At 60.1% G+C, this 20,584-nt stretch carries 18 protein-coding genes; 8 read left to right on the top strand and 10 right to left on the bottom strand.

Features of this window, described 5'->3' with window-relative positions:
* Nucleotides 1–50: 50 nt before the first annotated feature.
* Together IU367_RS09260 and IU367_RS09255 are read left to right on the top strand one after the other, a co-directional pair.
* Nucleotides 51–1,049 carry a peptide ABC transporter ATP-binding protein gene (locus IU367_RS09260; protein WP_043136052.1) on the top strand — a complete coding sequence of 333 codons (999 nt, stop codon included), beginning with the start codon at nucleotides 51–53 and terminating at the stop codon, nucleotides 1,047–1,049.
* 55 nt (nucleotides 1,050–1,104) lie between these two features.
* Entirely contained in the window at nucleotides 1,105–1,890 is a 786-nt protein-coding gene (locus tag IU367_RS09255; protein ID WP_043556852.1) for a peptide ABC transporter ATP-binding protein, read from the top strand.
* Nucleotides 1,891–2,047: 157 nt separating this feature from the next.
* Here IU367_RS09255 and miaE read toward each other — a convergent pair whose 3' ends face one another.
* The 8 genes from miaE to lrp all read right to left on the bottom strand — a co-directional run bounded on the left by miaE (nucleotide 2,048) and on the right by lrp (nucleotide 12,225).
* Nucleotides 2,048–2,806 (bottom strand): tRNA isopentenyl-2-thiomethyl-A-37 hydroxylase MiaE, encoded by a 759-nt coding sequence (gene miaE / locus IU367_RS09250; RefSeq protein ID WP_274454112.1) that lies wholly within the window; start codon nucleotides 2,804–2,806, stop codon nucleotides 2,048–2,050.
* A gap of 200 nt (nucleotides 2,807–3,006) precedes the next feature.
* The gene (gene purF / locus IU367_RS09245; RefSeq protein ID WP_042869861.1) at nucleotides 3,007–4,527 is read right to left on the bottom strand and encodes an amidophosphoribosyltransferase; all 1,521 of its coding nucleotides are present in this window, start codon (nucleotides 4,525–4,527) and stop codon (nucleotides 3,007–3,009) included.
* 21 nt (nucleotides 4,528–4,548) lie between these two features.
* Nucleotides 4,549–5,037, bottom strand: a complete 489-nt coding sequence (locus IU367_RS09240; protein WP_042869859.1) for a CvpA family protein — start codon at nucleotides 5,035–5,037, stop codon at nucleotides 4,549–4,551.
* 187 nt (nucleotides 5,038–5,224) lie between these two features.
* A complete protein-coding gene (serS, locus tag IU367_RS09235; protein ID WP_098983866.1) occupies nucleotides 5,225–6,520 on the bottom strand; it encodes a serine--tRNA ligase in 1,296 nt (431 codons plus the stop codon).
* Between the two features lie 387 nt (nucleotides 6,521–6,907).
* Nucleotides 6,908–8,245 (bottom strand): replication-associated recombination protein A, encoded by a 1,338-nt coding sequence (locus IU367_RS09230; RefSeq protein ID WP_274454111.1) that lies wholly within the window; start codon nucleotides 8,243–8,245, stop codon nucleotides 6,908–6,910.
* Nucleotides 8,246–8,321: 76 nt separating this feature from the next.
* Nucleotides 8,322–8,930, bottom strand: coding sequence for an outer membrane lipoprotein periplasmic chaperone LolA (lolA, locus tag IU367_RS09225; protein ID WP_241279057.1), 609 nt, complete (start codon nucleotides 8,928–8,930; stop codon nucleotides 8,322–8,324).
* A gap of 73 nt (nucleotides 8,931–9,003) precedes the next feature.
* Entirely contained in the window at nucleotides 9,004–11,526 is a 2,523-nt protein-coding gene (locus tag IU367_RS09220) for a DNA translocase FtsK (RefSeq protein WP_274454110.1), read from the bottom strand.
* 207 nt (nucleotides 11,527–11,733) lie between these two features.
* Entirely contained in the window at nucleotides 11,734–12,225 is a 492-nt protein-coding gene (gene lrp / locus IU367_RS09215; RefSeq protein ID WP_005300047.1) for a leucine-responsive transcriptional regulator Lrp, read from the bottom strand.
* Between the two features lie 150 nt (nucleotides 12,226–12,375).
* On the opposite strand from lrp, the gene ald reads away from it, so the two are divergent.
* The 3 genes from ald (at nucleotide 12,376) to IU367_RS09200 (ending at nucleotide 15,928) form a co-directional block, all read left to right on the top strand.
* Nucleotides 12,376–13,491 (top strand): alanine dehydrogenase, encoded by a 1,116-nt coding sequence (gene ald, locus IU367_RS09210; protein WP_274454109.1) that lies wholly within the window; start codon nucleotides 12,376–12,378, stop codon nucleotides 13,489–13,491.
* Nucleotides 13,492–13,672: 181 nt separating this feature from the next.
* Nucleotides 13,673–14,623: a thioredoxin-disulfide reductase gene (trxB, locus tag IU367_RS09205; protein WP_241279054.1), complete on the top strand. Its 951-nt coding sequence runs from the start codon at nucleotides 13,673–13,675 to the stop codon at nucleotides 14,621–14,623.
* Between the two features lie 57 nt (nucleotides 14,624–14,680).
* A complete protein-coding gene (locus tag IU367_RS09200; protein ID WP_043135955.1) occupies nucleotides 14,681–15,928 on the top strand; it encodes a diguanylate cyclase in 1,248 nt (415 codons plus the stop codon).
* A gap of 104 nt (nucleotides 15,929–16,032) precedes the next feature.
* On the opposite strand, the gene IU367_RS09195 is transcribed toward IU367_RS09200, so the two are convergent.
* Nucleotides 16,033–16,503 carry an outer membrane lipoprotein gene (locus IU367_RS09195; RefSeq protein WP_043135952.1) on the bottom strand — a complete coding sequence of 157 codons (471 nt, stop codon included), beginning with the start codon at nucleotides 16,501–16,503 and terminating at the stop codon, nucleotides 16,033–16,035.
* Between the two features lie 19 nt (nucleotides 16,504–16,522).
* On the opposite strand from IU367_RS09195, the gene aat reads away from it, so the two are divergent.
* The 3 genes from aat (at nucleotide 16,523) to infA (ending at nucleotide 18,230) form a co-directional block, all read left to right on the top strand.
* Nucleotides 16,523–17,230 (top strand): leucyl/phenylalanyl-tRNA--protein transferase, encoded by a 708-nt coding sequence (gene aat, locus IU367_RS09190; protein ID WP_274454107.1) that lies wholly within the window; start codon nucleotides 16,523–16,525, stop codon nucleotides 17,228–17,230.
* Nucleotides 17,227–17,943: an arginyltransferase gene (locus tag IU367_RS09185; protein WP_043135946.1), complete on the top strand. Its 717-nt coding sequence runs from the start codon at nucleotides 17,227–17,229 to the stop codon at nucleotides 17,941–17,943. The genes aat and IU367_RS09185 overlap by 4 nt, the downstream gene beginning before the upstream one ends.
* 68 nt (nucleotides 17,944–18,011) lie before the next feature.
* Nucleotides 18,012–18,230: a translation initiation factor IF-1 gene (infA, locus tag IU367_RS09180; protein WP_005300033.1), complete on the top strand. Its 219-nt coding sequence runs from the start codon at nucleotides 18,012–18,014 to the stop codon at nucleotides 18,228–18,230.
* A 67-nt stretch (nucleotides 18,231–18,297) separates the two neighbouring features.
* Here the strand turns inward: infA and clpA are convergent, their stop codons facing one another.
* Complete coding sequence (gene clpA, locus IU367_RS09175) at nucleotides 18,298–20,550, bottom strand: ATP-dependent Clp protease ATP-binding subunit ClpA (protein ID WP_043556842.1); 2,253 nt, start codon at nucleotides 20,548–20,550, stop codon at nucleotides 18,298–18,300.
* Nucleotides 20,551–20,584: the final 34 nt, after the last annotated feature.

The raw sequence follows: 20,584 nt of genomic DNA, 5'->3' as shown, positions 1-20,584 counted from the left end.
ATATCCCCGATGCAGCACGCCGTGCCACACCCTCATGAGGAGCGCAACTGATGCCCTTGCTCGATATTCGCAACCTCACCATCGAGATCGACACGCCCCAGGGCAAGGTCAAGGCGGTGGACAGGGTGAGCCTGACCCTGACCGAGGGGGAGATCCGCGGCCTGGTGGGTGAATCCGGCTCCGGCAAGAGTCTGGTGGCCAAGGTGATCGTCGGCATCCAGAAGGACAACTGGACGGTGCGTGCCGACCGGATGCGCTTCAACGACATGGATCTGCTGACCATGGCCCCCAAGGAGCGACGCCGGATCATGGGTCGCGAGATCGCCATGATCTTCCAGGACCCCATCAGCTGTCTGGACCCTTCCGAAGAGATAGGTACCCAGCTGGAAGAGGCGATCCCGACCGATTCGTTCGAGGGCCAGTTCTGGCAGCGCTTCCAGTGGCGCAAGAAGAAGGCCATCGCCCTGCTGCACAGAGTCGGCGTCAAGGATCACCGCAAGGTGATGCGCGCCTATCCCCACGAGCTGTCGGACGGCATGTGCCAGAAGGTGATGATCGCCATGGCCATTGCCAACAAGCCGCGCCTGCTGGTCGCCGATGAACCCACCAGCGCCATGGAGTCCACCACCCACTCCCAGATCCTGCGGCTGCTGGACAAGATGAACAAGCTGGGCAACACCACCATCCTCATCATCAGCAACGACATAGCGGCCATCGCCAACCTGACCGACACCATCAACGTGATGTACTGCGGCCAGATGGTGGAGGTGGGCACCCGGGAGCAGATCCTGACCTCGCCCCATCACCCCTATACCGATGCCCTGCTCAAGTCCATTCCCGATTTTGACAAGCTGGTGCGCCACAAGTCGCGGCTCGAGACCCTGCCCGGGGTGATACCGCCGCTGCAGCACCTGCCCATAGGTTGCCGGCTCGGCCCCCGCTGCCCCTATGCCCAGAAGCAGTGCGTACAGACGCCGCTGATGAGCAAGGTCAAGGGTCACCAGTTCAGCTGCCACTTCCCGCTGAACATGGAAGAGCCGAAGAAATGAATCCAAGACGTTATCAGCCCGTGGCCGCATGCTCTGCCACCAAGGAGCCAGGACAGTGATCGAACCCTCCCTGCTGCAGGTCAGGGGCCTGTGCAAGACCTACCAGAACCGCACCGGCCTGTTTCGGCGTCAGGCGGTCGAAGCCATCAAGCCGCTCTCGTTTGACCTTGAGGTCGGCCAGACCCTGGCCATCGTCGGCGAGGCCGGCTCCGGCAAGAGCACGCTGGCGCGGATCCTGGCGGGCATGATAGAGCCGAGCGGTGGCGATATCGCCATCGAGGGTCAGACCCTGATCCACGGCGATTATCAGACCCGCTGCAAGCTGCTGCGGATGATCTTCCAGGACCCCAACTCCTCACTAAATCGCAAGATCCGGGTCGGCCAGATCCTGGAGACGCCGCTGCGGCTCAACACCGAGATGAGCGACGAGGAGCGTCACGACAAGGTGGTGCAGACTCTGCGCATGGTGGGCATGCTGCCGGATCACGCCCTCTTCTATCCGCAGATGCTCTCCGCAGGCCAGCAGCAGCGGGTGGCGCTGGCCCGGGCGCTCATTCTCAACCCCAAGATAGTGGTAGCCGACGAGGCACTCTCCACCCTGGACATCTCGGTGCGCTCCCAGATCATCAACCTGCTGCTGGAGATGCAGGAGACCATGGGGCTGAGCTATGTGCTGGTGGCCAACGATCTGGGGGTGGTGAGCCACATCAGCGACGAGGTGCTGGTGATGCACGAAGGACGGGTGGTGGAACGTGGCAAGACCCTCAAGGTGTTTGCCGATCCCCAGCACGAGGTGACTCGCCGTCTGATCCAGAACTACAACAACGAATACCGCCGCTGATCCCCGGGCCGGTGCCGACCCCGGCACCGGCCAGCCCTCTTCGTCATCTGCTGGAAAAAGCGTAAAAAAATCCCGGCTCAGGGGCCGGGAATTGCGCTCAAAAGTGAATGCGTCGCTCGTAGTAGGAACATGGCCATGGTAGGCAGAGCCTCTTGCGTCAACAACTGTCAGATCTGACAGGCAGCCCGCTATGGAACCTGAACTGCGGATCCGGCGAGCGGATAAGCTCGGCTTCGAGTTTGCCAAAATAAGCCACCCGCTCGCTGATATCCTCCCCCGCGTATTGCTCGGCCAGCGCCAGATAGTCCTGGTAGTGGCGCGCCTCCGAGCGCAGCAGGGAGACATAGAAGCGACCCAGCTCCTCGTCCAGATGAGGCGCCAGCCTGGCAAAGCGCTCGCAGGAGCGCGCCTCTATGTAGGCACCGATGATCAGCTTGTCGACGATGGTGGCCGGCTCGTGGGTGCGTACATGCTGCATCAGGTTGCGCGCATAGCGGGAAGCCGTCACGGGGCCATAGGGAATGCCGCGCGCGGCCATCAGTTCCAGTACCTGCTCGAAGTGGTGCAGTTCCTCCTGGATGAGCCGCACCATGGGAAACAGCAGCGGGTTGCGGGCCAGCTCCTCAAACACGGTGCGATCGGACTCCCCCATGCTGCGCTTGCCCAGGATCTCCGCCTTCTCCGGGATGGCATCCAGCTCCCGATAAAATTCCAGCTTGGGCAACAGATGGCGCTTGCCCTTGGGCAGGCAGTAGCGCCGCACCAGGCTGTGGGCGGTGAGGGCGGCCTTGTTCTCGCAGTTGGCATGATCGATGAGCAGGGTCGGCAACCAGGCGGGATCCCGCGCCATCTCCACCCAGGCATCCGGGGTCTCACACTGCAAAAACTGGCGCACGGGGGCTAGCAGGTCATCCATCTGAATTCTCGTCTGTTCTGGTTGATACGGCGGCGCGATTGGCGCGTGGCTGCCCATGCTAGCGGATCCCGCCGCAACTGCCCACACTTGGCGGTATAAGTGACTATTTTTAAAGCAGATAACAGCCCTATCCCGCCGCCCAGACAAGACAATGGGGGCCTGGGCCCCCATCTCATATCTCTCATATCAAGCGAAAACGTTTAACTGCCTTCGTTGAAAATTTCCAGATTGCTGGTGCCTTCCTGCCACTCACGCACCGCCTTGTTGTCGTCGCTGCGCAGGGCATTGAGGTGATCCAGATAGGATTGATCCACGTCCGAGGTGACGTAGTGACCGTTGAACACCGAGGTCTCGAAATGGCGCAGCTCGGGGTTGATCTCCCGCACCGCCTCTTCCAGATCTTCCAGATCCTGGAAAATCAGGCCATCGGCACCGATCAGCTTGCACACCTCTTCCACTTCCCGACCGTGGGCGATCAGCTCGTTGGCGGTGGGCATGTCGATGCCGTAGACGTTGGGGAAACGAATTTCCGGTGCCGCCGAGGCGAAGTAGACCTTGGCCGCCCCTGCCTCACGAGCCATCTGGATGATCTGCTCCGAGGTGGTGCCGCGCACTATGGAGTCATCCACCAGCAACACCTTCTTGCCCTTGAATTCGGAGCTGATGGCATTGAGCTTGCGACGCACCGACTTCTTGCGCTGGGTCTGACCCGGCATGATGAAGGTACGGCCTATGTAGCGGTTCTTCACGAAGCCCTGACGATAAGGCAGGTCCAGGGTGTGGGCTATCTCCAGCGCCACGTCACAGGAGGTCTCCGGGATGGGAATGACCACATCCACGTCGAGATCTTCCCACTCCCGTGCAATCTTTCGGCCCAGCTTGCGACCCATGTTGAGGCGGGCGGCGTAGACGGAAACCTTGTCGATGCAGGAGTCAGGACGGGCAAAGTAGACGTATTCGAAGATGCAGGAGCTCATCTGCGGGTTTTCCGCACACTGCTCGGAGAAGAGCTGGCCCTGCTCCGTGATGTAGATGGCTTCACCGGGGGCGACGTCACGCACCGTCTCGAAACCGATGGCGTCCAGCGCCACGCTCTCGGAGGCGAGCATGTACTCCACCTGGCCCTGCTCATCGGCCCGACGACCCAGGATCAGCGGGCGAATGCCGTTGGGATCGCGAAAGCCGATGAGGCCGTGACCGATCACCAGCGAGACCACGGCATAGGCGCCGCGGATCTGCTGGTGCACCTTGCGCACCGCCGAGAAGATGTCTTCCGGCCGCAGCGCCATCTTGTCGCACAGATCCAGTTCGTGGGCCAGCACGTTCAGCAGCACTTCCGAATCGGAAGTGGTGTTGATGTGGCGACGGGCCACCTTGAACTGCTGCTCCTTGAGCTCCTTGGCGTTGGTGAGGTTGCCGTTGTGGGCCAGCACCATGCCGTAGGGGGAGTTCACGTAAAAAGGTTGGGCTTCAGCGGCACTTGAGCTGCCTGCGGTGGGATATCTGACATGACCTATGCCGATGTTCCCTTGCAGACGCTGCATGTGGCGCACTTCAAACACGTCCTTCACCAGGCCGTTGGCCTTGCGTTGCCGGAAGTTTCCACTCTCTATGGTCACGATCCCGGCGGCATCCTGTCCCCTGTGCTGCAACACCGTCAAGGCGTCGTAGAGGGCCTGATTGACGGGGGTGGTGCCAACTATACCGACAATACCACACATGTCTTTGCTACCTCGAAGTCACTATACCTGTTTAAGAAAACTGGACGAGTTCAACATGAACCCGAAAAACCACTGGATCACCGGCTTGAACTCGGGAACCAGTTTGGACGCCACCCACCAGTCGCTCTGGGAGAGGCTGGTGAAGGTATCCATAAAAAACAGCAGGGCACTGACGATCAGTACCCCGCGAATGGCGCCGAAGCAGATGCCGAGCACCCGATCCGTTCCTGACAGGCCGGTCTTTTCCACCAGCAGACCCACCACGTAGTTCACCACGCCGCCCAGGATCAGGGTCGCCACGAACAGGGCTGCGATGGCCAGGCCGTTGCGTACCAGAGGGTCGCTGAACGAGGTGAAGTAGATGGCGAGATCGGGATAGAAATGGCTGGCGATGAAGAAGGCGATAAACCAGGTGACGAGCGACATGGCTTCCTTGACGAAGCCGCGCACCAGGCTGATGAGGGCGGAGAAACCGACGATGCCGATGATGGCGTAATCAATCCAGACCATAGGAAAAAGTGTCCTGCGAAATTGCGGCGCAGTCTAACAAAAACGATTGCGCAATGCTTGATAAAAATGTGTTAAATGTTCAGCCGGGGGCCGGATGAAGCACTTTTTTCGGCGCCAACACGAGGATTTGGCGCCCAAACGCACAACGCCATGGCATGGCCATGGCGTTGTGTTGATGCGAGTGTGCTTAACCTATGTGGGTCAGGCCACCCATGTAGGATTGCAGCGCAGCCGGGATGGCGATGCGGCCATCTTCCTGCTGGTAGTTCTCCATCACGGCTACCAGGGTACGACCCACTGCCAGGCCGGAGCCGTTCAGGGTGTGCAGCAGCTGGGGCTTGCCGTCGATACGCACGCGAGCCTGCATGCGGCGCGCCTGGAAATCGGTGCAGTTGGAGACGGAGGAGATCTCACGGTAGGTGTTCTGGGCCGGCAGCCAGACTTCCAGATCGTAGGTCTTGGCGGCGCAGAAGCCCATGTCACCGGTGGCCAGCGCCATCACGCGATACGGCAGCTCCAGCAGTTGCAGCACCTTCTCGGCGTGACCGGCCATCTCTTCCAGCGCTTCCCAGGATTTTTCCGGGTGAACCAGCTGCACCATCTCGACCTTGTCGAACTGGTGCATGCGGATGAGACCACGGGTGTCACGACCATAGGAACCAGCTTCGGAACGGAAGCAGGGGCTGTGGGCCGTCATCTTGATGGGCAGCTCCTGCTCGTCGAAGATCTCGTCGCGGGCCATGTTGGTGAGCGGCACTTCGGAGGTCGGGATCAGGGAGAACTTGCGCAGCTTGCCCTCTTCTTCCCCTTCACCCTCGATCCCCGTGTTGAACAGGTCTTCGGAGAATTTCGGCAGCTGACCTGTGCCGTACAGGCTGTCCGGGTTCACCAGATAAGGCACGTAGCATTCGGTGTAGCCGTGCTGCAGGGTATGCAGGTCCAGCATGAACTGCGCCAGGGCGCGGTGCAGACGGGCAATCTGGCCCTTCATCACCACGAAGCGGGCACCGGACAGCTTGACGCCGTTCTTGAAATCCACGCCCTTGGCCGCTTCACCCAGATCGATGTGATCGCGCACCGGGAAGTCGAACTCGCGCGGGGTACCCCAGCGACGCACTTCCACGTTGTCGTTCTCGTCGCGGCCCACCGGCGTGGTCTCGCTCGGCAGGTTGGGGATGGCGTCGGAGATGGATTTGAGATCGCGCAGCAGTGCCTCGAGCTCAACCTTGCTGGTTTCAAGCTCGTCGTTGATCTTGGTCACCTCGGCCTTGAGCGGAGCCACATCTTCACCACGACGGGCAGCCTCACCGATGGACTTGGAGCGGGCGTTGCGCTCGGCCTGCAGCTCCTGGGTACGGGACTGCAGATCCTTGCGTTTCTCTTCCAGAGCATTGACAGCCGCTACGTCCAGAACGTAGCCACGTGTCGCCAGACGAGCGGCAGCTTCGTCAATCTCGCTACGCAGATATTTGGGATCCAGCATGGTTTACCTACTTTTTTAAAATGGGATCTGGGCCTGGGTCATCATGACCGGGCGAGAGAACAGATCCGGAAGTTAACATCGGTTGGCGCACCCCTATCGTCTTCAGGATCGAGCCTTCAAAAACAGGCCTTCGAAATCAAGAAGATGGCGCAAGGCCGAGACAAGCGGGGTCAGAGGGCCAGTGTATCAGACCGCCCCCCCGCCCGAACAGGGACTATTTGTGTCGTTTTCACGGACCCTGCCGGTCGGCAAGGCTCGGGATACTCCCTCACTCCCCATTCCTGACCACAGCGGCAAACCGGTACCTGAACTGCCTCATTTGAACAAGTGCACTCAGGGGCCGCACGTCTACTGACAGGGCTGGTCGAGGGCGCAGGCGGCGGCCTGCTACTTGCCCCTTTGTTGCGGGCTCTGCCGGTCCAGCTCATGGAGGTAGTCAAGCTTCTGGGCTATCTGCTTCTCAAGACCGCGATCCGTGGGCTGGTAGTACTGTTTGCCCGCCAACTCCGGCGGCAAATACACCTCGCCGGCGGCATAGGCGCCCGGTTCGTCGTGGGCATAGCGATACTCGGCGCCATAGCCCAGCTCGCTCATCAGCTTGGTGGGGGCGTTGCGCAGGTGCGGCGGCACCTCGAAGTCGGGCAGATTTTTGGCATCGTTGAGCGCCGCCTTCCAGGCGGTGTAGACCGCATTGCTCTTGGGGGCGCAGGCAAGATAGACGATGGCCTGGGCGATGGCGCGCTCCCCTTCGGCCGGGCCGATGCGGTGGAAGCAATCCCAGGCCGACAGCGCCACCTGCATGGCCCGCGGATCGGCATTGCCCACGTCTTCCGAGGCGATGGCCAGCAAGCGGCGGGCGATATACAAGGGATCGCAACCGGCGCTCACCATGCGGGCGTACCAGTAGAGGGCCGCATCGGGGGCCGAGCCGCGAATCGATTTGTGCACCGCCGAGATGAGGTCGTAGAAGTGATCGCCCCCCTTGTCAAAACGCGCCACGTGCTCCCCCACCACGGCGGCGAGCAGAGCGCTGTCGATCACTCTCTTCCCTTCGCCATTGGTCTCGGCCATGTCGGCCAACAGCTCCAGATAGTTGAGAGATTTGCGCCCGTCCCCATCCACAGCCTTGGCCAGCGCCGCCTTCACCCCGGGGGCGAAGGCCAGGGTCGGATCATTGAGACCGCGCGGATCTTGCATCGCCTGATCGATCATGGCGATTATGTCCTCCTCTTCCAGCCGTTTGAGCAGGTAGACCCGGGCCCGGGAGAGCAGCGCGTTGTTGAGTTCGAACGAGGGGTTTTCGGTGGTGGCGCCGATGAAGGTGATGGTGCCGTCTTCGATATGGGGCAGGAACACATCCTGCTGGCTCTTGTTGAAGCGATGCACCTCATCCACGAAGAGGATGGTGCGCACCCCGCGCCAGCTGTTCTCCTTCGCCTTGTCGATGGCGGCGCGGATCTCTTTGATACCGGAGGTAACCGCAGAGAGGCGCTCCACCTCGGCCTGGCAGTAGTGCGCCATCAGTTCGGCCAGCGTGGTCTTGCCGGTACCGGGCGGGCCCCACAAAATCATCGAGTGGCAGTGGCCGGCCAGTATGGCTTTGCGCAGGGGCTTGTCAGGCCCCAGGATATGCTGCTGACCTATGTACTGGTCGAGGTTTTGCGGCCGCATCCGGGCCGCCAGCGGGCGAAAATCCGACGAGAAATCCAGCGACAAGTTGCTCATCTGTGGTGACAGTCCCGTACCACGTCGATCGCCAGTGGAAGACGGTTCGACGATAAATCCAAAGAGAGATGGCTCATCAGCGCTGGTCGTCCAGCTCGACCCCCTTCGGGATCTTGAACACAAACTCATTGCCCTTGAGCGCCGGCTTGCGATTGAAGCTGCTCAGGGTGAACTCGCTCCACTGCCCCTGGGCCTCTTTCACATCAAAGCGGCTGATGTTGTTGTCGCGATCGAAGGTGACGCGGAAGGAGGCGATCAGCTCATCCTTGTTGCGGCTGGTGACGGTATAGACGTCCCCTTGCTGAGTCACGTCGTAGTTTTTCCAGAACTTGTCGTCGTTGCCGGCGATCAGGATGAAGGGGGTGTTGAGCACCGCATCCTTGAGTTTGAGGGCGGTCACCTGCTCGACGAAGGGATCGTAGACCCAGACGTCCTTGCCATCGGCCACGATCAGGCTCTCGTCCGGCGAGGTGGTGTGCCAGTTGAAGCGATTGGGACGCTGCACCAGCAGGTCGCCACCGGCCTTTTGCAGCTCCTTGCCCTTGCTGTCATAGACGGTCTGGGCAAACTTGGCGGAGAAGAGGCTGACACCCGCCAGCTTCTGCTTGAGGTCGCTGGCCGCATCGGCCCACACCTGGCTGCTGGCGACCAGCAGTACGGTTCCCATCAACAGTTGTTTTTTCATCATGCTTTTCATAACGACGATCTCGATAAAAGGCCACGCCGCTGAGGGCATGGCCAGGATAGTGGGATGAGGCTTAGTCTCGTACCGGGGGCGGTGCCAGCACGTCGCGCTGACCATTGCCACCTGGCGAACTGACGATGCCCTGGTTTTCCATCTGCTCGATGAGACGAGCGGCCCGGTTGTAACCAATCTTGAACTTGCGCTGCACGCTGGAAGTGGAACCACGGCGGGACTCCACCACGAAGGCCACCGCCTCGTCGAACAGGGGATCCAGCTCTTCATCGCCGCCCCCGCCAAATTCGCCGCTGCCACCCTCGCCGCCCGACTCGCCGGAGAGGATCTCCTCTATGTAGTTCGGCTCGCCGCGCAGTTTCCAGTCCGCCACCACCTTGTGCACCTCGTGGTCATCGACGAAGGCGCCGTGCACCCGGGTCGGGTTGGAGGTACCGGCCGGCATATAGAGCATGTCGCCCATGCCGAGCAGGGATTCGGCGCCGCCCTGATCCAGAATGGTGCGCGAGTCGATCTTGCTCGACACCTGGAACGAGATGCGGGTCGGAATGTTGGCCTTGATGAGGCCGGTGATCACATCCACCGAGGGACGCTGGGTCGCCAGAATGAGGTGAATACCGGCGGCCCGCGCCTTCTGGGCGATCCGGGCAATCAGCTCCTCCACCTTCTTGCCGACGATCATCATCATGTCGGCGAATTCGTCCACCACTACCACTATGTGGGGCAGCTTCTCCAGCTCCGGCGGCATCTGATCCATGGAGTCACCCGGGCGCCACAGCGGATCCCGCAGGGGCTCGCCCTCGGCAGCCGCGGCCAGCACCTTGTCGTTGTAGCCCTTGAGGTTGCGCACCCCGACCGCCGACATCAGCTTGTAGCGACGCTCCATCTCGCCCACGCACCAGCGCAGCGCATTGGCGGCGTCCTTCATGTCGGTGACCACCTCGGTCAGCAGATGGGGGATCCCTTCGTAGACCGAGAGTTCCAGCATCTTGGGGTCGATCATGATGAAACGCAGATCGTCCGGCGATGACTTGTAGAGCATGGAGATGATCATGGTGTTCACCCCCACCGACTTGCCCGAGCCTGTGGTACCGGCCACCAGCAGGTGTGGCATCTTGGCCAGATTCACCACCACCGGCTCGCCGGCTATGTCCTGACCCAGGCCCATGGTGAGCGGGTTGCGACTGTCACGGAAGGCCTCGCAGTCGAGGGTCTCGCGCAGGTAGACGGTCTGGCGCACCCGGTTGGGCAGCTCGATGCCGACGAAGGTCTTGCCCGGGATCACTTCCACCACCCGCACGCTGCTGGCCGACAGAGAGCGAGCCAGATCGCGCGACAGGTTGGTGATCTTGCTCGCCTTCATGCCCGGCGCCAGATCCAGTTCGAAACGGGTGATGACGGGGCCCGGATAGACACCGACCACCTTGGCCTGCACGTTGTAGTCGGCGAGTTTTGCCTCCACCAGACGGCCCATGCGGTCCAGCTCGTCCTTGCTCATCATCTGGGTCTTGGCAGGCGGCCTGTCCAGCAGCTCCAGGCTCGGCAAGGGCGCCATGCCTGGCTGTGGACGACGCTTGGGTTTGCTCGGCGCAACGGCGACCGGTGCGGCCACGTCATCGTCACCCTCGGCCCAGGGCAGATCGAACTCTTCATCCTCGTCATCGGCCGTGGTCAGGGCCGGCTGGCGACGGGCAGTGGCAGCAGCGGCGCGCTTGGGCTTGGCCACGGGCGCCGGCTCGTCGTCTTCATCATCAAATTGCGGATCGAACTGGAAGGTGTCGTCATCGAGCTCGGGCAGCCACTCATCGGACTTGGCCTTCTGGCCCTTGCCCGTCTTGCCCTTGGGATTGCGGGTCCAGCTGGTGTGAGGATCGTCCTCTTCATCTTCTTCCAGCTCGATGGCACCCAGGCCCCCTTCCAGCAGGGGATCCGGCCCCTCAAAACGAGGCTGGCGCCAGCCGCCGGTCAACCAGCGACCCAGGGTGCTGGGAAAGTGGTAAACCGCGCTGACCGAGCCAGTGCAGGTGGCACCGATCCGCTCGACTATGGTGAGCCAGGACCAGCCGGTAAACAGTGTGATGCCGGTGGCCACGAAGCAGAGCAGCATCAGGTTGGCCCCGACGCCGCCAAACAGCGGCACCACGGCGGAGGAGATCACATCCCCCACCAGGCCGCCGGCGGAAAAATTCTGCATGTCGTTGAAGTTCATGCTGGCGATGGCGGACATGCCGAGCACGGTCAGCACGAAACCCACTATCCGTACCGACAGGGTAAGGTAGTCCACGTCCAGCAGCCGGCTCGGACGCCAGAACAGGCTCCAGCCCAGCAGGACGACCAGGGGGGGAACCAGATAGGAGAAGGCCCCAAAGGTGAACATGGTGATGTCGGCGAGCCAGGCCCCCGCGCTACCGGCGAGGTTCTTCACCTCCCCTTGCCAGGAGGTCTGGGACCAACCGGGATCGGCCGGGTGATAGGACAACAGGGCAAGCAAGAGATAGGCAGCCATCAGGGTGATGGCGATCAAGACGGCTTCGAAGATCCGTTGTGTACCTGATAAAGGAGTAAACAGCTTTTTATCGGCCAAACTCCGGCTCCTTTCTGAAAACATGTAATGCAGGGGATAAGGGGGCCTAGTATCCCTGAAAAGCCCACCGATTGTCAGCCAGTGCCTGATGGGCTGGGCCATATTCACAACTAACGCGATAACGATAAGAAGAAACGAGCGGACCGGCCGCTCGTTTCTGACTGTCGTGACTTGTCATAAGCCTGGCAAGCCACAGCATAACCCAACTCAACGGGTGCTGATCACCAGACGACTGCTCTGTTTGACCTCTTCCATCACCACGTAGGTGCGGGTGTCATTGACACCGGGCAGTCGCAGCAGGGTTTCCCCCAGCAGGCGACGATAGGCCGACATGTCGCTGACGCGGGTCTTGAGCAGATAGTCGAAATCGCCGGAGACCAGATGGCACTCCTGGATCTCTTCGAGCACCTGAACAGCCTTGTTGAACTGTTCAAACACATCCGGTGCACCGCGATTGAGGGTAATTTCCACGAACACCAGCAGAGACGCGTCCAGATAATGAGGGTTCAGAATAGCGGCATATCCCTCGATATAACCTTGTCGCTCGAGGCGACGAACCCGTTCCAGACACGGTGTAGGACTCAGGCCAACTCGTTTGGACAACTCAACGTTCGAAATCCTGCCATCCTTTTGCAGCTCATTCAGAATGTTGCGGTCAATCCTGTCCAAATCCTTTAGCCGACTCTTAGCTTCCATCATTTTATTCCATCCTTTGGCTATTTTTTGGTAAGAATCACCAGTCATTTTATAATTATGGTCACAAATCCTGTCAATACCTGAATATACTAGGCGCAAATGTTGCTTAACATTTCTGCAACATAAAACACCAATCGATAGACGAGGGATAGCATGATTATCGGTGTACCTAAAGAAATAAAAAACCATGAATATCGCGTAGGCATGGTTCCGGCCAGTGTACGTGAACTAACAGCACGAAACCATACTGTTTTCGTCCAAAGCGGCGCCGGAAACGGCATTGGCTTCGGTGATGCAGATTATCGCGCTGCCGGTGCCGAAATTTTGGCCTCCGCCGCAGAGGTTTTCGCCAAAGCCGAGATGATCGTCAAGGTGAAGGAGCCCCAGGCCGTCGAACGCGCCATGCTGCGCCCGGGCCAGACCCTCTTTACTTACCTGCATCTGGCGCCCGATCTGCCCCAGACCCTGGAGCTGATCAAGAGCGGAGCCATCTGCATCGCCTACGAAACCGTCACCGACGGCCGTGGCGGCCTGCCCCTGCTGGCCCCCATGTCGGAAGTGGCCGGACGCATGTCTATTCAGGCGGGCGCCCAGGCGCTGGAAAAATCCCGTGGCGGGAGCGGCATGCTGCTCGGCGGCGTACCCGGGGTCGAGCCGGCCAAGGTGGTGATCATAGGGGGTGGCGTGGTGGGTTCGAACGCAGCCCGCATGGCCATTGGCCTGCGTGCCGATGTGACCATACTCGACAACAATGTCGACACCCTGCGCCGCCTCGACAGCGAGTTCCAGGGAGCCGCCAAGGTGGTCTACTCCAACCGCGAGACCCTGGAGCGACATCTGCTGGCGGCGGATCTGGTCATCGGCGGCGTGCTGGTGCCCGGCGCCACTGCGCCAAAACTTGTCAGCCGTGACCACATTGCCCGCATGAAACCGGGTTCTGCCATCGTCGATGTGGCCATCGATCAGGGCGGCTGCGTGGAGACCTCCCACCCGACCACCCATGAAGATCCCACCTACCTGGTCGACGAGGTGGTGCACTACTGTGTCGCCAACATGCCGGGGGCGGTAGCCCGCACCTCAACCGTGGCCCTCAACAACGCCACCCTCCCCTTCATCATCAAGCTGGCGGAGCAAGGCTATCGGGAAGCATTGCTCAAGGATGCCCACCTGCGCCACGGACTCAACATCATGGCGGGTCACGTCACCTGCAAAGAGGTGGCTGAGGCCCATGGCCTGGCCTGCACAGATCCGCTGACCCTGTTGCACTGATCGCCGCCCCGCCCGGGGAGTCGATGAGTCAGAATCCGCCCGCGATGGGCGGTTTTTTTATGCCCGAATGCACGCCAACCCGCACCGACGGTCGATTGCCACAATCGACTCACTGGCCTTTGACCCCGGATCTCGAATTACCTACAATCGCGCAAACTCATCACGTCTCGGAAATCACATCATGAGCCAAGTCACTCACAGCAAACTGCTGATCCTGGGATCAGGCCCGGCCGGTTACACCGCCGCCGTCTATGCGGCCCGCGCCAACCTCAATCCCCTGCTCATCACCGGCATGCAGCAAGGCGGTCAGCTGACCACCACCACCGAAGTGGAAAACTGGCCCGGTGACCCCGAGGGGCTGACAGGTCCGGCCCTGATGGATCGCATGAAAGAGCATGCGGAGAAGTTCGACACCCGCATCCTGTTTGATCACATCAATGAGGTGGAGCTGACCCAGCGTCCGTTCCGCCTCAAGGGCGATAGCGCCGAGTACACCTGTGATGCGCTGATCATCGCCACCGGTGCCTCCGCCAAGTACCTGGGGCTGCCTTCCGAAGAGGCCTTCAAGGGCCGCGGCGTCTCCGCCTGCGCCACCTGTGACGGCTTCTTCTATCGCAACCAGGAAGTGGCCGTGATCGGCGGCGGCAACACGGCCGTAGAAGAGGCGCTCTATCTGGCCAACATCGCCAAGAAGGTGCACCTCATTCACCGCCGCGACGAGTTCCGCGCCGAGAAGATCCTGATCAAGCGTCTGCACGACAAGGTAGCGAGTGGCAACATAGTGCTGCACACCCACCAGACCCTGGACGAAGTGCTGGGCGATCAGATGGGCGTGACCGGCGTGCGTCTGCGCAGCACCCAGGATGAGACCACCTCAGAGCTGCCGCTGATGGGGGTCTTCATCGCCATCGGTCACCAGCCCAACACCCAGATCTTCGATGGTCAGCTGGCGATGCAAAACGGCTACCTGAAGGTACGCGGCGGGCTGGACGGCTTTGCCACCCAGACCAGCATCGAAGGGGTCTTTGCCGCCGGGGATGTGGCCGACCACACCTACCGTCAGGCCATCACCTCTGCCGGCACCGGCTGCATGGCGGCCCTCGACGCCGAGCGATATCTGGACGCGCAATAAGCGCAAGGGATATAAAAGGCATGCCGTGAGGCATGCCTTTTTATTTTAAGGAGCCGGATGAAACAGAAAATATTGATTGTCGAAGACAGTCTGACGATCCGCCGCATGTTGATCCAGGCCATAGCACAACAAACAGGTCTGGAAATCGATGCGTTCGATACCCTGGAGGGCGCGCGTCATTGCCAAGGGGAAGAGTATGTGGTGGCCCTGGTCGATCTCACCCTGCCGGATGCCCCCAGCGGGGAAGCCGTCAAGGTGCTACTGGAACTGGGCCTGCCGGTGGTGATCCTCACCGCCGACATCAGCGAAGACAAGCGGGAAGCCTGGCTGGAGGCCGGGGTGCTGGATTACGTGATGAAGGATTCACGCCACTCACTGCAATACGCGGTCAGTCTGGTGCATCGCCTCTATCTCAATCAGAAAATTGAGGTCTTGGTGGTCGATGATTCACGCACCTCCCGTCATCGCACCATGGCCCAGCTGCGCAAGCAGTTGCTGCAGGTACATGAGGCGAGCCATGCCCGCGATGCCCTGGCCCAGCTTGAACAGAACCCGGCCATCCGGTTGGTGCTGGTCGACTACTACATGCCGGAGATCGACGGCATCAGCCTGGTGCGCATGCTGCGGGAACGCTACAGCAAGCAGCAGCTGGCCATCATAGGGATCTCGGTGTCAGACAAGCGCGGCCTCTCCGCCCGCTACCTCAAACAGGGCGCCAACGACTTTCTCAACCAGCCGTTTGAACCGGAAGAGTTGCAGTGCCGGGTCAGCCACAACCTGGAGGCTCTTGAGCAGTTCAACAGCATTCAGGAGTCGGCCAACCGCGACTACCTGACCGGGCTCTATAACCGGCGCTACTGGTTCAATGAGGGACAGAAGTGGTTTGAGGATCATCAGCGCCAGGAGACGCCGCTCGCCCTCTGCGTGCTCGATGTGGATCACTTCAAGCAGGTCAACGATCACTGGGGTCATGCCATCGGCGATCAGCTGCTTTGTCACCTGACCCGGTTGCTCACCCAGTTCTTCCCCGATGCCATGATCGCCCGTTTTGGCGGCGAGGAGTTTGCCCTGATGGTGCCCCATTGCACCGTACCTGTGCTGCTCAAGCGGCTGGAGGGGCTGCGCCAGCAACTGCGTCAACAGCCGTTGTCACGGGAGATCCCGCTGTTTGCTCGCGCCAGTTTCGGGGTGATCAAGGTCGGGCGCGTCTCCATGGACGAGGCACTGAGCGAGGCGGATCGCCTGCTCTATCAGGCGAAGAACACAGGTCGCGACAAGATAGTGTCTCAGGACTCATCGGCCTGAGCAGACCTCGGCAGATGAGCACCGTGTAGTACCGCCCGACGGATCCTCACTGTGGATGTCGTCGGGTTGCTCCCCCTCTCCCCCTACTTCTTTCCTGGTTCCACTCAATAGGTCTTGTCGACCCGCACCCCATCGTTGAAATAGAGGATGCGCACCTTGTCGCCGTTCATGAATACCATGGCAGGATCATAATCCTGAATGACATTGATGAGCCCGTTCTGCTCGTTGCGAATGAGCAGCTCCACCAGCTTGTTCTCCACCACGGTGCCGCCAGACTGATACTGCTGCGCCGCAGCCGCCCCGGCCAGCGCGCCGACTGCGGTGGCTATTTCACGGCCGTGGCCGCCGCCAAACTGGTTGCCAAGCAAGCCGCCCAATACGGCGCCCCCCAGGGTTTTCCAGCCGGAGTGCTCGGACTCCAGGATCTGACGCTGGGTGATGTTGCGCACAGTTTCGACCTGGCCAAACACCACCTGATCCACGGGCCGCGCCGTGTTGCGCTCGTAGACCTGGGCCCAAGCGGGCGCAGTGACAAAGCAGAACAAGCTGGATACTATCAGGATAATGGCCTTCATCTGTGAACCTCTTCGCCTTATGTCTCGCTATCTTACCCAATTGGATGATGCGCTGTGCTGGTTTCCCGACCCCGAGCACGCCCTGGAAGAACCCAATGGCCTGCTGGCGATCGGGGGGGATCTCTCCCCTGACCGATTGCTGGCAGCTTACCACAAGGGGATCTTCCCGTGGAATGAGCCCCACCAACCGCTGCTGTGGTGGTCACCGGATCCCAGAGGGGTCATCATTCCGGAACAGTTGCACGTCAATCGCAGCCTGCGCAAATTTATCCGCCGTACCTCATTCGATATTTCCATCAATCGCGCCTTTAATGAGGTAATAGCGGCCTGCGCCGCCCCCCGTCGCAGTGCCAGTGGAACCTGGATAAGCACGCCCATGATCGACGCCTATCGACAACTTCACCGCCTTGGCCATGCCCACTCAGTCGAGATCTGGCAGGATGGCCAGCTGCAAGCCGGTCTCTATGGTCTCTCCCTCGGCCGCCTCTTCTGTGGCGAGTCCATGTTCAGTCGCATCGACAACGGCGCCAAACTGGCCATGATGGCGCTCTGCCAGCACTTCGCCCGCCACGGCGGTGCGCTGATCGACTGCCAGATGCAAAATGACTTCCTGGCCACCATGGGGATCCAGGAGTGGCCAAGGGTAACCTTCCTGACGGCCCTGGCCCAACTGAGCCGACAGCCATTGGCGGAGAGCTGCTGGCAACCGGGGAGCATCAACCTATGACAGAAGAAGTGATCCTCAAGGTAGGGCTGACCCCCAAGCATCAATGCAGCTATCTGGGCCATGAGCAGGAGCAACTGCTGGTATTGATGGACCACAACCTGCTCAATGCCAGCGGCTATGAGCGGCTGCTGACGGCGGGATTTCGGCGCAGCGGCAACGACATCTATCGACCTCACTGCCCCGCCTGCAGTGCCTGCCAATCCCTGCGCATCCACAGCGAGCGTTTCGTGCCGAGCCGCAGCCAGAAGCGGATACGCCAGTTGAATCAGGACCTGGAACTGGTACTCAGCTACGACGACAAACCCGAATATTATCAGCTCTACGAGCGCTACATTCGCCAGCGCCACCATGATGGCAGCATGTATCCCCCCAGCCGAACCCAGTACAAGGGCTTTTTGCACTGCGACTGGATGCCGCCCCTCTATCTGGAGATGCGCAAGGACAACCGCTTGATCGGGGTCGCCACCACGGACCTGCTGCCCCACAGCATGAGTGCCATGTATACCTTCTTCGATCCGGCCCATGCCGATCGCTCCCTCGGCACCTTCGCCATCCTGAGTCAGTTGGAACTGGCCAGACGTACGGGTCGTACCTGGTTGTATCTCGGCTATCTGGTGGAGGAGTGTCGCAAGATGAATTACAAGCGCCAATACCTGCCCCACGAGCGCCTGATCCAGGGGGAATGGAAAAATATCGACACCAAGCCCGAGTAAACTTTACACATAGCCTTAAATCCGGCATGATCCAGCGGATTTTTGTTGTGGCTTATCAAGAGGATTCAATGGCTAAAGAAGACAGTATTGAGATGCAGGGCACCATTCTCGAAACCCTGCCCAATACCATGTTCCGTGTGGAACTGGAAAATGGTCACGTGGTTATCGCTCATATTTCCGGCAAGATGCGCAAAAACTACATCCGTATCCTGACTGGGGACAAAGTAACGGTAGCTCTGACTCCGTACGATCTCTCCAAGGGACGTATTGTTTTCCGCTCTCGCTAAGCCAGGAATTCAGCAAAAAACCCCAACCTCTCGGTTGGGGTTTTTTGTCGCTTTCTAACTATGGTGCCTAGTGGGAGACAGCTTCAATATTGACCTGAAAATCAAAGCTGAGGCTGTCATTTACCAACTCAACCTTCACTACCCCCCCATCAACCAGTGATCCGAACAGGATCTCATTGGCCAAGGGTTTCTTGAGGTGTTCCTGGATGACCCGTCCCATGGGTCTGGCTCCCATGGCCCTGTCATATCCCTTCTCGGCCAACCAGTGGCGGACACCCTCGGACACTTCAAGAGACACTCCCTTGGCATCCAGCTGTACCTGCAACTCGACAATGAACTTGTCGACCACCTGATGGATCACCGTCATGTCCAGATGGTTGAACCAGATGGTGTGATCGAGCCGGTTGCGGAATTCCGGGCTGAACGTCTTGTTGATCACCGCCATGGCATCATGGCTCATGTCTTGCTGCTGGAAGCCGATGGACTTGCGCTGGGTTTCCTGCACACCGGCGTTGGTGGTCATCACCAGGATCACGTTGCGAAAATCCGCCTTGCGCCCGTTGTTATCCGTCAGGGTCCCGTTGTCCATCACCTGCAGCAGCAGGTTGAACACATCAGGGTGCGCCTTCTCGATCTCGTCCAGCAGCACCACTGAGTGCGGATGCTTGAGCACCGAGTCGGTCAACAAGCCGCCCTGTTCAAAACCGACATAGCCGGGAGGCGCGCCAATCAGACGTGAGACCGTGTGTCGCTCCATGTACTCGGACATGTCAAAACGCAGTACTTCCACCCCGAGCGCCTTGCCAAGCTGCTGGGTGACCTCTGTCTTGCCCACCCCGGTCGGGCCGGCAAACAGGAAGCAACCCACAGGGCGCCGCTCATTGCCAAGGCCCGAGCGTGACAGGCGGATGGAATCGGTCAGCACAGAGATTGCCTTGTCCTGGCCAAACACCACCATCTTGAGGTTGCGCTCCAGGTTCTTCAGCACTTCCTTGTCGGAGGAAGAGACTGATTTCTCCGGGATGCGGGCTATCTTGGCGACTATGGCTTCGATTTCCGGCACATTGATCACTTTCTTGCGCTTGCTCACCGGCAGCAGCCGCTGCCCTGCCCCCGCCTCGTCGATCACGTCGATCGCCTTGTCAGGCAGATGACGGTCATTGATGTACTTGGCCGACAGCTCAACCGCAGCCCGGATCGCCTTAACGGTATAACGTACACCGTGGTGCGATTCGTAGCGGCTCTTGAGCCCCATCAGGATGCGAGTGGTGTCATCCACACTCGGCTCGACGATATCGATCTTCTGGAAGCGACGGGCCAGCGCGCGGTCTTTCTCGAAGATCTGGGAATACTCCTGGTAAGTCGTCGACCCGACACAGCGCAGCAAACCATTGGAGAGCAACGGCTTGATGAGGTTGGCCGCATCCAGCTGGCCACCTGAGGCGGCCCCGGCCCCTATGATGGTATGGATCTCGTCGATGAACAGAATGGCCCCTTCCTGGCGCTCAATCTGTTTGAGCAGCACCTTGAGGCGCTTCTCGAAGTCACCACGGTATTTGGTGCCCGCCAGCAGGGAGCCCATGTCGAGTGAATAGATGGTGCTGCCGGCAATCACCTCGGGCACATCCCCCTTGACGATGCGATAGGCCAGTCCTTCGGCGATGGCGGTCTTGCCTACACCCGCTTCGCCTACCAGCAGCGGGTTATTCTTGCGGCGACGGCACAGTACCTGGATGGTGCGGCTCAGCTCCTGATCGCGGCCGATGAGCGGGTCGATACGCCCCTCCAGCACCAGCTGGTTCAGGTTGGTCGCAAAGCTCTCAATCTGGGCGGCAGAGACATCGTCATCAGACTCGGCGTTGTTACCGCTGTTATCCGGCTTGCTGTCTTTGCGCACCCCGTGGGAGAGGAAATTGACCACGTCCAGCCTGCTGATCTCGGCTTTCTTCAGGAAATAGGCCGCCTGGGACTCCTGCTCGCTGAAGATGGCGACCAGCACGTTGGCGCCGCTGACTTCGGTATTACCAGAAGACTGGACATGGAATACGGCACGCTGCAGCACCCGTTGGAAGCCAAGCGTGGGTTGGGTTTCTCTGTCTTCATCATCGCGGGGAATCAGCGGGGTTGTTTGACTGATGAATGCGCTGATCTCTTTGCGCATCAGTTCCACATCAGCACCACATGAACTCAGCGCCTCATGGGCTGAGCTGTTATCCAACAGGGCTAACAACAGGTGCTCGACGGTCATGAATTCGTGGCGCTCGTCACGGGCCAGTTTGAAAGCCTCGTTCAGCGTCTTTTCTAGATCTTTATTCAACATAGGCACCTCCCCTCAGTACAGCAACAATGTGGTG

The sequence above is a fragment of the Aeromonas bestiarum genome (genome assembly GCF_028751155.1).
Taxonomy (GTDB): domain Bacteria; phylum Pseudomonadota; class Gammaproteobacteria; order Enterobacterales; family Aeromonadaceae; genus Aeromonas; species Aeromonas bestiarum.
This window is presented reverse-complemented; position numbering and strand designations above follow the sequence as displayed.

What these genes read in the sequence shown, in the direction of transcription:
- IU367_RS09260 (WP_043136052.1), top strand. Translation starts at nt 51, where the DNA reads ATGCCCTTGCTCGATATTCGCAACCTCACCATCGAGATCGACACGCCC.
- miaE (WP_274454112.1), bottom strand. Translation starts at nt 2,806, where the DNA reads ATGGATGACCTGCTAGCCCCCGTGCGCCAGTTTTTGCAGTGTGAGACC.
- purF (WP_042869861.1), bottom strand. Translation starts at nt 4,527, where the DNA reads ATGTGTGGTATTGTCGGTATAGTTGGCACCACCCCCGTCAATCAGGCC.
- IU367_RS09240 (WP_042869859.1), bottom strand. Translation starts at nt 5,037, where the DNA reads ATGGTCTGGATTGATTACGCCATCATCGGCATCGTCGGTTTCTCCGCC.
- serS (WP_098983866.1), bottom strand. Translation starts at nt 6,520, where the DNA reads ATGCTGGATCCCAAATATCTGCGTAGCGAGATTGACGAAGCTGCCGCT.
- IU367_RS09230 (WP_274454111.1), bottom strand. Translation starts at nt 8,245, where the DNA reads ATGAGCAACTTGTCGCTGGATTTCTCGTCGGATTTTCGCCCGCTGGCG.
- lolA (WP_241279057.1), bottom strand. Translation starts at nt 8,930, where the DNA reads ATGAAAAAACAACTGTTGATGGGAACCGTACTGCTGGTCGCCAGCAGC.
- lrp (WP_005300047.1), bottom strand. Translation starts at nt 12,225, where the DNA reads ATGATGGAAGCTAAGAGTCGGCTAAAGGATTTGGACAGGATTGACCGC.
- ald (WP_274454109.1), top strand. Translation starts at nt 12,376, where the DNA reads ATGATTATCGGTGTACCTAAAGAAATAAAAAACCATGAATATCGCGTA.
- trxB (WP_241279054.1), top strand. Translation starts at nt 13,673, where the DNA reads ATGAGCCAAGTCACTCACAGCAAACTGCTGATCCTGGGATCAGGCCCG.
- IU367_RS09200 (WP_043135955.1), top strand. Translation starts at nt 14,681, where the DNA reads ATGAAACAGAAAATATTGATTGTCGAAGACAGTCTGACGATCCGCCGC.
- IU367_RS09195 (WP_043135952.1), bottom strand. Translation starts at nt 16,503, where the DNA reads ATGAAGGCCATTATCCTGATAGTATCCAGCTTGTTCTGCTTTGTCACT.
- aat (WP_274454107.1), top strand. Translation starts at nt 16,523, where the DNA reads ATGTCTCGCTATCTTACCCAATTGGATGATGCGCTGTGCTGGTTTCCC.
- IU367_RS09185 (WP_043135946.1), top strand. Translation starts at nt 17,227, where the DNA reads ATGACAGAAGAAGTGATCCTCAAGGTAGGGCTGACCCCCAAGCATCAA.
- infA (WP_005300033.1), top strand. Translation starts at nt 18,012, where the DNA reads ATGGCTAAAGAAGACAGTATTGAGATGCAGGGCACCATTCTCGAAACC.
- clpA (WP_043556842.1), bottom strand. Translation starts at nt 20,550, where the DNA reads ATGTTGAATAAAGATCTAGAAAAGACGCTGAACGAGGCTTTCAAACTG.